This window comes from Acinetobacter sp. WC-743 (assembly GCF_000335555.1).
In the GTDB taxonomy this organism is placed as follows: Bacteria; Pseudomonadota; Gammaproteobacteria; order Pseudomonadales; family Moraxellaceae; genus Acinetobacter; species Acinetobacter bereziniae.
On sequence record NZ_AMFQ01000013.1, the window covers coordinates 149,787 to 166,843 of the forward strand.

Here is a 17,057-nt window from a genome sequence, read left to right on the forward strand (position 1 = left end):
TAAAAACCATGAGTAATACTGATCGCATTGCTCATGGTTTTTTGTGGCTCATATGTCAACCTGTTCTACTTTGTTTCTCCAATTTTTGAAGAAATGAATCCCAATACAAAAGCACTGATGATAAAAATAAGTACGCTATACAAAATCGAAGAAGTAGAAAACCAAACACCGAGTGTTAATAAGGCAACAATTGCTGTGCAGATCCAAATCGCCAATCCTGATGCTGTTGTTGATGGTGGTTTAGTGTCTAACATCGATGATGGGGACTGTTCTAGGGAATCTGATGCTATACTGCTACTGAGTACATCTGCACCGTAAAAGAAATAAGCCTGATCATCGAAACGTGCAAGATCACGACGTTGCACAGTGAAAAAATCAATATTTTCGGTATCACCCATTTGCGCATTTTCTATGTGTGTTAAGGGTTGAGTTAGAAAGTTTGCATCATTTAAGTCTAAAGGTAATCCATTGGTTCGTAACAATATAAAGTGAGGATAATATTGTAAGATATAAGATTTAAACTCTTCAAAATGAGGAATATTTTCTTCACCAAAAATAGCTATAAATAAGGGCTTCCGTTGCTCTAAATTATTTAAAGCCTGTTGCTGCTCGATCACTAAATAGGCATAGCAGTTTTCTGCAAAATCTTGTTGATATTCTTCCAAATCACCCTGATTTCTTTGGTCGTTGTGATCCAATTCATCGATATATTTAGCCCAATGCAGATTGTCCTGTTTAAACAGCATTAACCATAAAATCGGAATAAATGCATTGGCTTCCAGTTCAAAAGAAGCTGTTTGAAAAAAATCTGCCCATTGATTTTCTTGACCGATCGGCATATGGCTAAACGTGGTACTGGTTAAAAATACAGGATGACTCATTGTTAAAATGCCTTTTCTTATTTGCTTTTATTCCAAAGTAATAGTGCAAAATAACCAAAATCGCTGCTTTACAGTATTATAGAACTGTATTTTATTGATTAATTAAAATAGATCAGGATGAAGTTTTTTAATAAAAAATAAATACAGTAAATTGACACTATCTACCAAGAAATTATCAAAATAAGCCATCCAAAAAATTTTAAAACTCGATAAAGTAGTATGCAACAAGTTGCAAAGCCAAATTAAAAAGGATTCACCATGACAACTAGCTATGCACATATTTTAAAACCGCTTCATTTGGGATTTACAACGATTAAAAATCGTGTGGTAATGGGCTCAATGCACACAGGATTGGAAGATCGTTTTTATCATTATCCCAAACTTGCCGCATATTTTGGCGAGCGAGCTAAAGGTGGCGTTGGGCTGATTATTACAGGAGGGATCTCTCCTAACCGTCAAGGTTGGTTGTTGCCAGCAGGCGGAACGATGAATACTTTGGGTGATATTGCACCACATCGTTTAGTTACCCATGCTGTACATAAACATGGTGCAAAAATTCTTATGCAAATATTGCACTCTGGTCGTTATGGTTATCAGCCTTTTGTCGTTTCAGCGAGCCCGATTAAATCTCCAATTTCGATGTTTAAACCACGTCAAATGAGTGACAAACTCATTCTTGAAACGATTCAAGATTATGCAGAAACTGCAAGCTTGGCAAAAAAGGCGGGTTATGATGGTGTGGAAATTATGGGTTCAGAAGGATATTTGCTGAATCAATTTTTAAGTCGTCATGTCAATCAGCGTACAGATCGTTGGGGCGGTCCGATTGAAAACCGGATGCGTTTTGCTGTAGAAATTGTCAAAGCGATTCGTGCTAAAGTGGGTGAAAAGTTTATTATTTGCTTCCGTTTGTCGATGTTGGATTTAGTCCATGATGGCAATACGATGGATGAAGTCATCACTGTCGCACAAGCATTGGAAAAAGCAGGCATTACTTTATTGAATACAGGGATTGGCTGGCATGAAGCACGTATCCCAACTATTGTGACCTCCGTTCCTCGAGCAGCCTTTGTTGATTATACAGCTGAAGTAAAAAAACATGTTTCAGTTCCAGTTATTGCATCAAACCGAATCAATATGCCAGATACTGCTGAAGAAATTTTAGCAGCAGGTAAAGCGGACATGGTGCAAATGGCACGTCCATTATTGGCGGATGCTTTTTGGGTCAGTAAAACTGCAACTAATCGTGTTGATGAAATTAATACTTGTATTGCCTGTAACCAAGCGTGTTTAGACCATAGTTTTCAAAATAAACGTGCAAGTTGTTTGGTTAACCCACGTGCTGCGCATGAGACAGAATTGGTTTATCTCAAAACCAAGAAACCAAAGAAAGTTGCTGTTGTTGGTGGTGGTGTTGCAGGTATGTCTGCTGCGACAATTGCTGCAAGTCGTGGGCATCAAGTGACTTTATTTGAAGCTTCTACAGAAGTTGGTGGTCAATTTAATCTTGCCAAAGTCGTACCGGGTAAAGAAGAGTTTCATGAAACCATTCGATATTTTAAAGTACAAATCGAAAAAACCGGTGTGGACTTACGTTTAAATACCAAAGTCAATCGTGAGCAATTAGAACGTGAAGGTTTTGATGATGTTGTGATTGCTACGGGTGTTATTCCTCGTGGTTTAAAGATTGATGGCAGTGATTCACCACAAGTTTTGTCCTATGCAGAAGTGTTGCGAGGTGCACCAGTGGGGTATCGGGTGGCGGTGATTGGAGCGGGTGGTATTGGTTTCGACGTCTCAGAATTTTTATTGAAACCTGAACATCAGCCACAACCACAGCCTTTGGCAGAGTGGCAACGTGAATGGGGCATCGACCCAAATCCAAACTATATGACCGAAGGAGGCTTTGTTCCTGCTGAAGTCGAACCACCGATTCGTCAAATTTATTTGATGCAACGGAAAACAACACCTTTAGGGATTGGTCTAGGTAAAACTTCGGGTTGGGTTCATCGTGCACAATTGAAAAAACATGCGGTAAAAATGTTGCGTGGCGTGCAATATAAAGCTGTGACCAATGAAGGATTGTGGATTGAAAGCAATGGTCATGATCAATTGTTGCGTGTAGATACCATCGTGGTATGTGCTGGACAAGAGTCTGTTAAGGATTTGATGCCAAAAGAGGGTGAATCTACTTTAGCCAATTATCATATTATTGGTGGTGCTAAATTGGCAGGTGAACTTGATGCCAAGCGTGCAATTCGTGAAGGTGCTGAAATAGCAGCTAAACTTTGATCAAAATCAGTAGTTTTGATGAAACAATATGCATTTGAATGCTTTAAGCCTATTTTTTTCTTGTCATCGTTAGAAAAGCTTAGTATTCTTGCGCACATGGAAGCGTGGCAGAGCGGTTTAATGCACCGGTCTTGAAAACCGACGAGGGTGTGAGTCCTCCGTGAGTTCGAATCTCACCGCTTCCGCCAAATATTAATGACACAGCCCCGATTATCGGGGCTTTGTTGTTTCTGGGGGGGTGGCGTAAGCATAAAATAATTTCAATGGGTTTATTTAGTAATCCCATTTTCTAATATATTATTGAGCATGTATTTATTAATTTATCTTTGATATTAAACTTTCATCATTAGAATTATTGGAGAATAATCTAGATGGCAGAAGCATTTCACTATCCACCCGAGATACTCAGCCTACTAGTCGATACCATTCCATTGCTATGTCGTAGTAAGAAAGATGTTGTTTTGTTTTTTCGTGGTGCTGGAGTAGCTCAGGATGATCTTGGTGAAGTTGAGCGGTTAGTTGCCGTTAATAAATTCTCAATAACAAAGTATGAGATCGCTAGAAATATTCTTACAAAAGTCAATGCTCGTGGTGATAGTGCGCTTGGCACACGCCGTGAAATTATTAAGAGAGTTGTTGAGTTTGAAAGTTTTGAAACGTGTTGGGAAGGTGATCAATATAAAGCTAAAGGCTTAGTTACAACTATTCGGGAAGCTGTGGGTAAAAAAGATACATTCACTCGTATAAAACAAGAACGAGATGTTGAACGAGAAGAGCGTATGGCAAAGTCACGTGCAGAACGTGCCATAGCTACAAAAAAATCAGAGGATATTGATGCTATTAACCGCCGTCTTTCGGCATTATTCGGCTTGGATGAGAAGCCACATGAAAGAGGTAAGCTTTTAGAAAGCATATTAAACGATTTATTTAAAGTTTATGGGATACTAGTTAGAGAAGATTTTCGCCGTAGAGATCCAGATACATCTATAGTAGTTGAGCAAATAGATGGAGTGATTGAATTAAATGGTCAGATTTATCTTGTCGAAATGAAGTGGCTTAATGCACCAGTTGGCATAGGCGAATTTTCACCACATCTAAGTCGCTTGTTTCTTCGTCAAAATGCTAATGGAATTTTTATTTCAGCAAATGGTTATGCCTCATCGGTAGAGTCTGTATGTAGAGATGCTCTTAGTCAAAAAACAATTTTTTTATGTTCATTACGTGAAATTGTTATGTTGTTACAACGCCAAGGCGATCTTGTGGATTTCCTCAGTAAGAAGTCAAATGCTGCAATTATTGATAAAAATCCATTTTTGGAGATTCTTTCATAAATTAGATTTAGTCTAATCATATCTAGTTTTCTCAACTAACTGTTGTTGAGGCATAGCAATAGCTTCCAACTCATCATAAGAAAGAATGGGTGGGAAAGCATCTACAGATAGTGCTGTAAATGTTTTATTCTTTCTGACTTCCCCAATACAATCCAATCGTTTAAGAAATTCTTTAGAAACTTTAGCTATATCAAGAGTTACCACATTCAAGATCTTGCCTAGATGTCTAAGGGTATTATTAAACATATTTTAAATCCTTAGAGGTCTAATCGACTCATTGTTGTTGTCAAAAGTATGTAATTGTTAATCATAATATACGTTATAAGTCAAAGTGATTTGAGAAAAAATAATGAATTTGAGTATTTACAAAATGTCATAATTTAGAAATAATTAAATGTGAAATACATCACAATTACTATTGACATGAAAAATTTAAAATTAAACCAAATTTCTTTGGGTGTTTGTTTAATACTTTTGGGAACACTAACTAACGCTGCAGAGTTAAATAATTTTGACGCGGACCAACAAATTAGACAACAGCAACGAGATCAGGCGCTCGAAAAGCAATTACAACCTGAACCTGTGGTACAGACGGGATTAGAAAAACAATTAATCACACAACCACAGCTACAATATTTACAGTCACATAGTGAAAAACTATGTTTTGACATTAAAAAGTTTGTGTTGATTGGGGATGATGCCCGCCAATTTACTTTCGCGATGCGTCCCGTGATTCAAGGTGAGCATAATTTGATTGGTCGCTGTATCGGGGTACAAGGTTTAAATCAAGCATTGGATTTGATTCAAAACCGTATTATTAGTCATGGCTATGTGACAACGCGTATGCTGTTGCCCCAACAAAATATCGCATCAGGTGAAATTAAGCTTCAAGTCATCGCTGGTAAAGTCGATCAAATTCAATTTGTTCAAGGAACATCTAAGCGCGCACACAAATTTAATGCGTTGCCTGTGCGAACTGGCGATATTTTAAATATTCGAGATATTGAACAGGGGTTGGAAAACTTTAAACGTGTACCTACTGTTGAAGCTGATTTTAAGATTAAACCTTCAGAACAGCGTAAAGAACCAGGCTATAGTGACTTGGAACTGGCATGGCAACAATCAAAACCTTACCGCATTCATTTAGGGATTGATGATGCAGGTTCAGATTCAACAGGTAAATATCAAGGAACTGCGACTTTATCTTTAGATCATCTGTTTACCGCAAATGATTTATTTTATGGCAGTTATAACCATGATTTAGGTGGTGGGGATTCTGGAAAGCGTGGGACAGATGGCTATTATTTAAGTTATAGCATTCCGCTGAAATACTGGATGTTGAGTACCAGTTATAGTCAATCTGACTATAACCAGACGGTTGCAGGCGCCAGTGAAAGTTATAGCTATAGTGGGAAAAGCAAGCTCATTGGCGCTGATTTATCGCGTGTACTTTATCGAGATGCAAAACGCAAAACCACGGCCAGTGTTGGTGGTTGGTATAGAGAGTCACAAAACTTCATCAATGATGTAGAAATTGAAGTTCAGCGCAGAAAAACGGCTGGCTGGAAAGCCAGCTTAGATCATACAGAATATTTAGCCAATGCAACCTTAAACGGAAATTTAACCTATAAACGTGGAACAGGTGCATTTAATGCAATGCGTGCACCTGAAGAGGAATTTGGCGAGGCTTATACCCATGTTGGAATTTTACAAGCCAATGCCAGCCTGCAAGTTCCATTTAAGGTGGGCAATCAATCATTACAATATCTTGCTGAATGGCGAACCCAACATAGTCAAAAACCATTGACACCTCAAGACCGTTTTTCGATTGGGAACCGTTATACCGTGCGCGGTTTTGATGGTGAGCAGACTTTATTGGCAGATAATGGCTTCTTAGTCCGCAATGAAATCAGTGGCTCGATGTTTAGACTTCCAATGCAATGGTATACCGGCATTGATTTTGGTGAGGTCGGTGGAAAAACTGCGCACGAACCTAATCCATTGTTGGGTACAAGTTTAATGGGGGCTGCCTTTGGATTGCGAGGTCAAATTTTAAAATCCGTCAGTTATGACGTTTTTGTTGGCACGCCATTGAAGAAACCAGCGCACTACAGAACAGACAATGTGACAACAGGGTTTAGTTTGAACTGGATGTATTAATCCATTACATCAAGATCTATACACAACTTTCGATATTGAAAAAACATTAAAAAATTAGGTCAGACATTATGAATAAGAACCGTTATAGAGTTATTTATAGCCAAGCACGTGGAATGTTTATTGCAGTTGGTGAGATTGTAAAAAGCCGAAAAAAAACAGCAGGGCAATCACATGCTGTAGGTGAAATCGAAATAGAAGATATTACTGGCGCATCTTCAATTACCTATAAAAAGCTAAATCCAGTCAATTTTGCAGTGGTCAGTCTCTTAGGGGCAGCAATTTACACCTTGCCTATGGCGACGATCGCTGAAAGTCATATTGTGGCTGATAAGTCTGCACCAAACTCACAACAAGCGACCATACTTAATACCAGTAATGGATTGACTCAAGTCAATATTCAAACCCCAAGCGCTGGCGGTGTATCACGCAATACTTATACTCAATTTGATGTAGGGCAAGAGGGTGCAATCCTCAATAATGCCCGAAACAATACCCAAACCCAATTGGGCGGTTGGGTACAAGGTAATCCATGGCTCGCCAAAGGTGAAGCCAAGGTTATTCTGAATGAGGTGAACAGCAGTAATCCAAGTCAGCTCAAAGGCTATTTGGAGGTCGCTGGTAAACAAGCTCAAGTGGTCATTGCCAATCCATCAGGTTTGGTCTGTGATGGCTGTGGCGTAATTAATGCAGACCGCTTTACTTTAACCACTGGTCAAGCGGTGATGCATCAAGGCTATCTTGATTCATTCCGAGTACGTGAAGGGCAAGTCACCATTGAAGGAAAAGGTTTAAATGGAAGCTTAACGCCATATACAGATATTTATGCGCGCGCTTTAAATGTCAATGCAGGCTTATATGCCAATGAATTAAAAACGGTATTGGGTCAAAATGACATCAATATTCAAGACCCATCTGTAACTCAAATTGCCAAAGCCACGAGTGGTGTTAATACAACATCTCAGCCTAACTTTGCCCTTGATGTTGGTCAATTGGGTGGTATGTATGCTGGAAAAATCTATTTGGTGGGAACTGAAAATGGTTTAGGTGTACGTAATGCAGGTTCAATCAATGCGACTACAAGTCAACTGAGTTTGAATGCCAATGGTGATTTGATCAATACGGGTAATATGATTGCTAACAAAGATCAAATTATTGTTGAAGCTCAACAGGTTAAGAATAGTGGCAATATCAGCAGTACCCAGCATCAGATCCAAATTCAAGCTGAAAATATTCAGAACAGCGGTTTGATTGCGACCAATGATGAAATTAAACTCAAAGCGCAAGCCAAGATTGACAATAATGAGGGTGTCATCAATGCTGGGCGTATTGATTTTACTGCACAAAACTTAAGCAATAATGCAGGTAAAATTGAGCAAACAGGTCAGCAACATCTGAATATTCATGCGAAAACTTTAGACAATACTCAAGGTTTGGTTGGACAGGCGACGAAAGAGAGTAGCGGAACAGGTGGAACATCAGGCGGAACAACAACGCCGAGTGTGACGGATCCAGAGCAACAGTCTTCCGCACAAGATTCGAGTAAAGTTGAAGTTGCGCCAATAGATTTAACACCAAAAACTTTCGAAGCAGGCAATATTCAGATTGCGCAAGACATGAGTAATATTGAGGGTGCAATTGTTAACAATGCCGACATTAGCTTAAATGTACGAGACAGTATTAAAAATAATAGCGGTGAAATTCAACTGCCTGAATTGCAATTTAATGGACAAAATTTCGAAAACCAACAAGGTAAATTGACGGCTAAAGTGATAAATATCACGGCACAGCAGGTGGATAACCAAAAAGGCTTGATTGATGCCAATCAAAGCTTTGATCTCAATGCAGTTCAGCTGAATAATACACAGGGACGTGTGCAAAGTGCTAAGGCTTTCAATTTAAATTCAACAGAGATTAATAACAACCAAGGTCAAATCCTTGCAGTAGATAGATTAAGTTTAAACTCTAAGACCACCAATAATTCACAAGGTGTTATTGGTTCAGTCAACGCGGATGCTGAACTTTCTATTCAAACTTTAGATAATCGTCAGGGAGAGATTTCTGCGCAAAATGTTCAACTCAATGGACAAAGTCTAAATAATCAGCAAGGCACAATTCAAGCGAAAAAGGCAGATCTAACGATCAATGTTGATCAAATTGATAATGGTACGACGCAAGATTCAGCAGGTCATTTGATTGCTGGGCAAAATCTCAAATTGAATGCCTTGCAGTTACAAAGTACGGGACAAATTTATGCTGGCAATAGTGCTGATTTAACAGTGAATCAGTTGCAACAATATGGTCAGCTTGCGGCACTAAATAAAATCAATGTTCAAGCAAATACGGTCACCAGTGATAAAAATGCGGTATGGGTTGCTGGATTGGATTCAGAAGGGAAACTGAGCAATGCTGATGCCACATTGACTCTTGATGCACAAAATGTACAGATTGCAGGCAAGATTTTATCAGGCAAACAAATTCAAATTAAAGCAGTTCAAAGCACGGACTTAAGTCAAAGTGAAAGCCAAGCGCAGAATATCAATATTGCAACCACTGAATTGAAGACCAACAATGCCAAAATCATTGTAAATCAACAATTGGATATAATTGCAACACAAAATATTGACAATGAAAAAGGGCAATATAGCGCAGAACAGATCAATCTCAATACAGCACAACTCAATAACGACCAAGGTTTAATTCAACACACTGGTAAAAATGATTTTATTCTGGATGTGGCAAATCGGATTGATAACAATGCAGGTCAGATCATTAGTAATGCCGACAATACTGAAATTAAAACCAACACTTTAAATTCCAAAGCGGGTGAAATTTTACATGCGGGTGATCAACAGTTAAAAATCACTGCAAAAAACCTACAAGGACAACAGGGTAAGATCCAAAGTAATAGCCGTCTAAAACTTGATCTAGGCATTACCAATTTAGATCAAGCGCTTACTGCCGCACAAAATATTGATTTAAAAGCAACTGAGCTGAGTCATCAACAAGGGCAACTAATTCAAAGTGATGCCAATCGGCAATTGAATGTGAATGTTGCGCAAACATTGAATAATACCTCTGGTGTGATCAGTGCTGCTGGTGATGCTCAGCTCAATATATCGAAGCTGAATAATCAGCAAGGTGTGATTCAAACACTTGCTGACAAAGACCTAAAACTGGTGACACAACAACTCGATAACCAGTCAGGTAAAATTATTGCAGGACGTGATGCAGTTATAGCAACAGCTCAATTGAATAATGACATAGGTACTGTCTACGCAGCAGGAAAATTTGGACTGCATGCAACACAAGATGTGTCTAACCAACAGGGTTTAATTGCTGCAAAACAGCACCTTATACTAGATGCAAAAAATCTAAATAATCACAAAGGTCAGATTCAGACTGAATCTGGTGATGCGAATCTAACCATTGCTCAGACTTTAAACAACCAATCTGGAAGTATTCAAAGTGCAAATGCACTTAATATCATGGCTGCCCAAGTTGAAAACCAAGCTGGGCAACTGCTTTCAGGTACCGATACACAACTCGAAGTCACAGATTTGAATAATCAATCTGGGACAATTTACGCTAAGAAACAACTGGATCTCAATGTCTCAGGTACAACTGACAACAGTGCAGGTACCCTTGCAGCAGAACAAAATCTAAACCTAAATACACAGCACTTATTGAATCATGTAGGACAAATCCGTTCAGAAAATGCCGATTCCAATTTAAGTATTGTTCAAGATATTCAGAACAATCGTGGCTTAATCTCAGCAGCAAAAAATCTGAATCTAAAAGCGCAGAACGTTACATCACAAAAAGGTAAAATTCAGTCGGGTGCAAGTGCCGATATTCAACTGAACAACTTAGATAATACTGAGGGTGTGGTTTACGCTGGTGAACAATTACAACTTTCGGCAACAACTGAGCTAAACAATACTCAAGGTGTTGTTGCTGCTGAGCAATTGACTGATCTCATAGCTAGTTCTGTCATCAATAATGCAGGACAAATTCGTTCACAACAAGATCAACTTAAACTGAATGTGCAAAAGGATATCAGTAACCAAGCGGGAGAAATTTCGGCAGGTAAATCTATTGATCTGAATGCACAAAATCTCAGCAACCAAAAAGGTAAAGTGATTGCAGGACAGTCGCTTAATGCAACGGTAAAACAAGTTGATAATACTGATGGTACTGTTTACGCCAAAGATCAATTACATCTCAATGTAGCAGATCAACTCAACAACCAATCTGGTACTATTGCAGCCAATCAACACGTGCAAATACAAGCCAATAGTATTCTCAATACGGTAGGTAAAATCCGCTCAGAACAAAATAAACTCACTTTACAGGTTCAACAGGATTTAGATAATCAAAAGGGAGAAATCTTTGCGGGCACAAATGCTGATATTCAGGCGAGTAAAATCAATAACCAAACAGGCACGATTTATAGCAAAAATCAGTTGGGTTTAAACGCCAAGCAACTGAACAATCAGCAAGGGCAGATCTACTCAGAGGATCAAGCGCAAATTGATGTGCAAGGGGATATTCAAAATAATAATGGCTTATTGCTTGCTGGAAAAAATTTAGATATTCAAAGCCGCCTTTTAGATAATACTGAAGGTACGATCAGATCAGAAAAATCAGATCTTTACATTGCAGCACAAGGACAGTTGCTTAATCAAAAAGGGGATATTTATGCAGCACAAAATGCAAGTTTACATAGTCTTGGTTTAGATAATACAGCTGGGCAGATTGCGGCACAGAATCAGCTCAGTATTGATACCCAAAAACAGCAGCTCAGTAATCAAAACGGTAAAATCATTGCCAAAACTGTAGATTTAAAAACAGGCAAATTGGATAACCAAACAGGTTTAATTCAGGCTGAACAGTCAGTTAAGATTGATACACAACAAAATGCCTTGCTGAATAATAATTCAGGTAACAATGCTGGAATACTCAGCCAAGGTAGTCTTGATCTGCTCAATATTACTCAGCTTGAAAATACTCGTGGTTATATTGCGGCAATTGGTTCAGCCAACATTGCTGCGCAGAATATCAATAACAATAGCGGTCAAATCAATAGCCAAGCAGACTTAAACATTCATCAGCAAACATCGGGTGGGCGTATTGATAACCTTGCTGGGCAAATTCAGGCACAGCAAAATGTCAGTTTAAATTCGGATACGATCAATAACAGTGGTGTAGGCAGTCATATTGTTGCAGGTGAAAAACTGACCGCAACGGCTAATCAATTCATCAATGCACAGACCAAAGATAGCACTGTACTAGGTGGGCTTGATGCTAAAAATATTGAAATCAATGCACTAACTCTCGATAACCAAGCTGGTGTGATTCGCGCCAGCGACAATGCAATATTGAATATCAACAACCAATTGAGCAACCAATTGGGTTCAATCATTAGTTTGAATACACTTAGCATTGGTACAGCGAATAAGACGCTGAATTTAAATAATACAGATGGTGAGTTACTCGCAAAAAATCAACTCAATCTGAAAGCCAATGAATTGATCAATAAAGGTAAGATCGTCAGTGAGGGTAATGTCGATATCGACTTAAAGCAAAGCTATACCCATACCCAAGCAGATCAAATTTCTGCGAATGGCACACTGAAACTCAGTACAGAACAGGATTTAATCAATCAGTCTGAATTGACAGCAGGGCAAAAAGTTGAACTCAATGCAAAAAATATTCAAAACCAAACAGGTGCGAGTATTTCATCGAATGAGACGCATCTGATTGCACAAGATACCCTACACAACCAAGGCTTAATCAATGGTGAGCTCACCCATATTCAAGCCAATCGTGTTTGGAATGATGGTGCACGAATTTATGGTACACATGTTGCGATTCAAGCCAATACTCTGGATAACAAGTCCAACTCTTCCGGTACAGGCGCTGTGATCGCATCACGCGGTGATATGGATTTAGGGATTCAAATCTTAAATAATCAGTCAGGTGGCGTTGTTAAAGAAAGTGCTAGAGACAATGCTTGGATTTTTAGTGCAGGTGATTTAAATATTGGGGGAAGTTTAGATGTCGATCTAAAAGCCCAAGGACAAGCACATACTGTCAATAATTTAAGTGCACGTATCGAGTCATTGGGAGATATGACCCTTATTGCAAAAAATATTAATAATATTAATCAAAATTTTGAAACAAAACTCGTTCAAATTGGTGGTGTAACTGACAAAATTTATATCTAGCCTAAAGACAAAACGACAAAGATCCCAGTAGAAAATTTATATTGGAAAAATTGGAGTCGTGCAGGGCTATATCGTTATGATACGACGCCAAATGTGTTGCCTGAAAATATTAAACTTGGTGAAACGCCGATCCCGAATGTTGAATCAGTCAACTGTGTTGGAACTGGAGATGAGCAAAGTTGTAATGTTAATTACAAAAAGTCAGATCCTGTATGGGCATATTTTAATATTATACCACCATCAATAGATGCACCTGAAGCGCCAACCTTAGTTCAACCTGTTCCCCCAACAGGACAGTCAAGTTGTGAAGTTGGTGTAGGTTATGATGCTGTTGCATGTGCAGCATATCAAACAGCGTATACGCAATACCAAAAAGATCAGCAGACTTATGATCAAGCGCAAGCCCAATATAAAAAGGATTTAGATGCATGGAGTTCGAGTGACGAAACTGCTTATCAACAATTAGATGAGGCAATTCAAGCCTACAATTTAAAATTTGATAATACGGAAATAAAAGCATGGACACAGTACGAAGTTAAAGAAACCAAGTTTGAAAGTCAGGTTGTGACTTCTGCTCCAGCAGAAATTATTGCTGGTGGTGATCTCAATATTTATGCTGATGCTTTTAAAAATGATAAGAGTTATGTACTTGCTGGTGGAAAACTCAATGCTGAGCTTGCACAGGCTGTAAATAATATTGATGGTAAAGGTCAGCAAATACTCAAACAATCTGGGATCAGTACATATACTTATTCGAATTGGCGTGGCGGTTTTAAACGCTATCACGAACGTAAGTGGAATAAGTCACAAACCTATAATCCTGCAGATGAAATTAAAGAAATTGATTTGCCTGTGAATCAATGGTTGGGGAATGTTAAAAATCATACCTCAAATCAGAATATTTCAGCGGTGAGTACAGGCAATCATGCAACTATCACCACAGATACTGTTAATACCCCAGAGCAATTGGTAGATCGTCAACAACAAAGTCAACAGGTCGATATAAATGTAAATGCTGGGCAATCCGTTACTGCAAATGGTCAAGAAACAAATACACCCAATACACCTGATCAATTAGATGTGAACTCTGGAGAAAAAGCGCAGGTCAACTCACAAGCGCAAAATCTTCAATCTGTGGATTCTGCTGAAAAATTACAAGCAAATGCAGCGCAAACAACAGGGGTCAAAGGTCAAGGTGATCTTGAAATCCGTAGTGTATCTATGGACTTCATGAGCTTGCCAAGCAATGCACTTTTTAGTACGAATACAGAGAGCCAATCAAAATATTTAGTAGAAACCGATCCAGCATTTATCAACTATAAACAATGGTTGTCTTCGGACTATATGTTAGATGCGATGGATCTTGACCCAGCATTGAAACAAAAACGCTTGGGAGATGGCTATTACGAACAACGATTGGTTCAAGATCAAATTGCGCAATTGACAGGATTTAGATTTTTACAAGGTTATGCAAATGATGAAGCCCAATATAAGGCTTTAATGAATAATGGTCTAACCTTTGCTAAAAATTATAATTTACGTCCTGGGATTGCATTGACGGCTGCACAAATTGCACAACTGACCACTGATATTGTGTGGTTAGAAGAAAAAACCATTAAACTTGCGGACGGTACAACGACCAAGGCACTGGTACCACAAGTCTATGTAAAAGCCCGTGCAAGTGATTTAAAGGGTGATGGTACCTTAGTCAGTGCAAATCAGGTGCGATTGAATGTACAAGGCGATGTACTCAATAGTGCGACAATTGCTGGACGTGAAGCATTACAAATCTCAGCAGATAGCATCAATCAACTCGGTGGGCGGATGCAGGCGAACCGTGTTGAACTCAATACCACTAAAGATTTAAATAATATTGGTGGAACGATTAAGGCAATTGATTCAGCAAAACTTAATATTGGCGGTGATTTTAACCAACATAGTACAACTCAGAGCACCGTGAATAATCTCGGTGCAAGCGTATTTACGCGTGAGGGCTTTGACCGTCAAGCTGGGCTTTATGTTGGTTCGTCTTTAAATTTAGCAGATTACAAGACAGATCCGTTAAGTACTACTTTGGTGATTAATGTTGGTGGCAATACTTCATTAAAAGGCACTGAAATTATTAACCTTAATGGTTCGAGTCTGCTTAAGACGCAAGGAAATCTCAACATAGAAGGTGTAAATACTTCTGTGAATAATCGTGGTTATACCAATAAGGATAACTATAACTATGATAAAAAACAGCAAGATATTGGTTCATTCATTCAGAGTGCTGGCGATACACGTTTTCAAGCTGAAAATATATCAGTGAAAGGTTCACAAATTTCTAGTGAACAAGGTTCAACGATACTTTCAGCACAACAGAAGATCGATATTTCTGAGGGTCGAAAACTTTCAGATGCAGAGACTGCCTATAAAACCAAAGACAAGAGTACATTTAGCACGACTACAGAGAAAGGTCGTGTACGAAACATGAGTGATGAAGCAATTGCTAGCACAATTGATGGTAAAAATGTCATTCTTGATGCCAACAATATCAATATTCGTGGCAGTAATATTATTTCAGATGAACTCACGCAGATTCAGGCGAAAGAGAATGTCAGTATTACGGGTGCTGAAAATAAATATTTAGATTATTCAGAGTCGAGCGTTAAAAAATCTGGGTTGATGTCGAGTGGTGGGATTGGTTTTAGTGTAGGTTCAAAGAAAGAGCTGACAGAACAACAAAATACCCAATCGACCAACACAGGTTCAATGGTTGGCAGTTTAAATGGAAATACCAATATCATTGCAGGCAAAACTTACCAACAGACGGGAAGTACGGTTTCCTCACAAAATGGCGATGTAAATATATTGGCACAACAAGTCAATATTGAAGCTGCAAAAGAACAAAGTACCCGTGATTATAAATATGAAATGGAGCAAAAGGGCTTAACCCTTGCTGTGAATGTTCCAGTGGTCAGTGCAGTGCAATCCGTAGTGGATTCAAGCAAGCAAGTGGGTCAGAGTAAGAATGATCGTGTCAATGCCATGGCAGCAGCCAATGCTGGTTTTGATGCTTATAAAGCGGGACAGGCTTTAGGCAAATTACAAGGTGCACTGTCGGATGCAAGTAAGCTGAATGGAAATGTCGAAGTCAGCGTAAGTCTGACTTACGGAGAGCAGAAAAATACTCAATTTAGTCAGACACAAAGTAGTACAGCCAGCCAAAGTCAAGTTTATGCAGGTGGAAAAACCAATATTGTTGCCACAGGCGCAGGTGAAAAATCCAATATCAATATCATTGGTTCGGATGTTGTGGGTATGCAAGGGACTCATTTGGCAGCCGATCATGATGTGAACATAAAAGCGGCTGAACAAAAAACCATTGAAGCGTCTGGCAACAAGAGTGCAGGTTGGAATGCAGGGGTTTCAGTCAGTAACCAAACAGGGTTTGGGGTCACTGCTGGAGGAAATCTTGGAAAAGGCAAAGGCAATGGTACAGACACCAGTTATGTGAACAGTCATGTTGGTTCTAAAGACAGTTCAACCACGATCAGTAGTGGAAATGCAACCAATATTATTGGTGCTCAGGTACAAGGTAAAGGTGTACAGATTGATGCCAATGAACTAAATATCGAAAGCTTACAAGACAAAGCAACCTATCAAAGCAAGCAACAAAATATCTCAGGGCAAGTTAGTGTCGGAACCAATGGTGCTAATGCATCAGGCAGTTTTAGTAAGTCGAATGTAAATGCCAATTATGCATCGGTAAACGAACAGTCAGGAGTTTTCGCTGGAGATGATGGTTATCAGATCAAGGTGAAGAATAATACTGATTTGAAAGGAGCGATCATTACTTCGACACAGACTGCTGAAAACTTAAAGAAAAATAGTTTAGATACAGGCACATTGACGCATTCAGATATTCGTAATGTCAGTGAGTATGATGCCAAAGGTATTAGCTTGAGTGCAGGGTTTAATGCAGGCAAAAGTGATGAAAAAGGTGGCAAAACGCCTGATACTGTACTTTCTACACCAAACAAAATTGATCAACATGCATCCACGACTACAGGTGTAAGTAAGTCGATCGGTTTTGGTTTAGACAGTGATAAAGACAGTAGTGTGACCAAGAGCGGTATCAATACGTCAAATATCACCATTCGAGATGAACAAGGTCAGCAAGC

The 17,057-nt window shown here is 39.0% G+C and carries 5 protein-coding genes, 1 tRNA gene and 1 pseudogene; 5 read left to right on the forward strand and 2 right to left on the reverse strand.

Annotated elements, in window-relative coordinates; genetic code table 11:
- Positions 1 to 65: 65 nt before the first annotated feature.
- A complete protein-coding gene (locus tag ACINWC743_RS02400) occupies positions 66 to 881 on the reverse strand; it encodes a hypothetical protein (protein WP_009584159.1) in 816 nt (271 codons plus the stop codon).
- Positions 882 to 1,139: 258 nt separating this feature from the next.
- On the opposite strand from ACINWC743_RS02400, the gene ACINWC743_RS02405 reads away from it, so the two are divergent.
- The 3 genes from ACINWC743_RS02405 (at position 1,140) to ACINWC743_RS02415 (ending at position 4,504) form a co-directional block, all read left to right on the forward strand.
- Positions 1,140 to 3,173 (forward strand): NADPH-dependent 2,4-dienoyl-CoA reductase, encoded by a 2,034-nt coding sequence (locus ACINWC743_RS02405; protein ID WP_009584220.1) that lies wholly within the window; start codon positions 1,140 to 1,142, stop codon positions 3,171 to 3,173.
- Positions 3,174 to 3,271: 98 nt separating this feature from the next.
- A tRNA-Ser gene (locus tag ACINWC743_RS02410) sits at positions 3,272 to 3,361 on the forward strand.
- 183 nt (positions 3,362 to 3,544) lie between these two features.
- Positions 3,545 to 4,504 (forward strand): hypothetical protein, encoded by a 960-nt coding sequence (locus tag ACINWC743_RS02415; RefSeq protein WP_009584227.1) that lies wholly within the window; start codon positions 3,545 to 3,547, stop codon positions 4,502 to 4,504.
- Between the two features lie 12 nt (positions 4,505 to 4,516).
- On the opposite strand, the gene ACINWC743_RS02420 is transcribed toward ACINWC743_RS02415, so the two are convergent.
- On the reverse strand, positions 4,517 to 4,750 hold the full coding sequence (locus ACINWC743_RS02420) for a hypothetical protein (protein WP_009584134.1): 234 nt from the start codon (positions 4,748 to 4,750) through the stop codon (positions 4,517 to 4,519).
- Positions 4,751 to 4,927: 177 nt separating this feature from the next.
- Between ACINWC743_RS02420 and ACINWC743_RS02425 the strand changes: the two genes are divergently transcribed.
- Positions 4,928 to 6,664 carry a ShlB/FhaC/HecB family hemolysin secretion/activation protein gene (locus tag ACINWC743_RS02425; RefSeq protein WP_009584226.1) on the forward strand — a complete coding sequence of 579 codons (1,737 nt, stop codon included), beginning with the start codon at positions 4,928 to 4,930 and terminating at the stop codon, positions 6,662 to 6,664.
- A 68-nt stretch (positions 6,665 to 6,732) separates the two neighbouring features.
- A pseudogene (locus ACINWC743_RS25165) lies at positions 6,733 to 17,057 on the forward strand (hemagglutinin repeat-containing protein); the annotation flags it as partial.

Bases quoted from the DNA above. Each gene is read 5' to 3' on its own strand.
- ACINWC743_RS02405 (WP_009584220.1), top strand. From the start codon at position 1,140: ATGACAACTAGCTATGCACATATTTTAAAACCGCTTCATTTGGGATTT.
- ACINWC743_RS02415 (WP_009584227.1), top strand. From the start codon at position 3,545: ATGGCAGAAGCATTTCACTATCCACCCGAGATACTCAGCCTACTAGTC.
- ACINWC743_RS02420 (WP_009584134.1), bottom strand. From the start codon at position 4,750: ATGTTTAATAATACCCTTAGACATCTAGGCAAGATCTTGAATGTGGTA.
- ACINWC743_RS02400 (WP_009584159.1), bottom strand. From the start codon at position 881: ATGAGTCATCCTGTATTTTTAACCAGTACCACGTTTAGCCATATGCCG.
- ACINWC743_RS02425 (WP_009584226.1), top strand. From the start codon at position 4,928: ATGAAAAATTTAAAATTAAACCAAATTTCTTTGGGTGTTTGTTTAATA.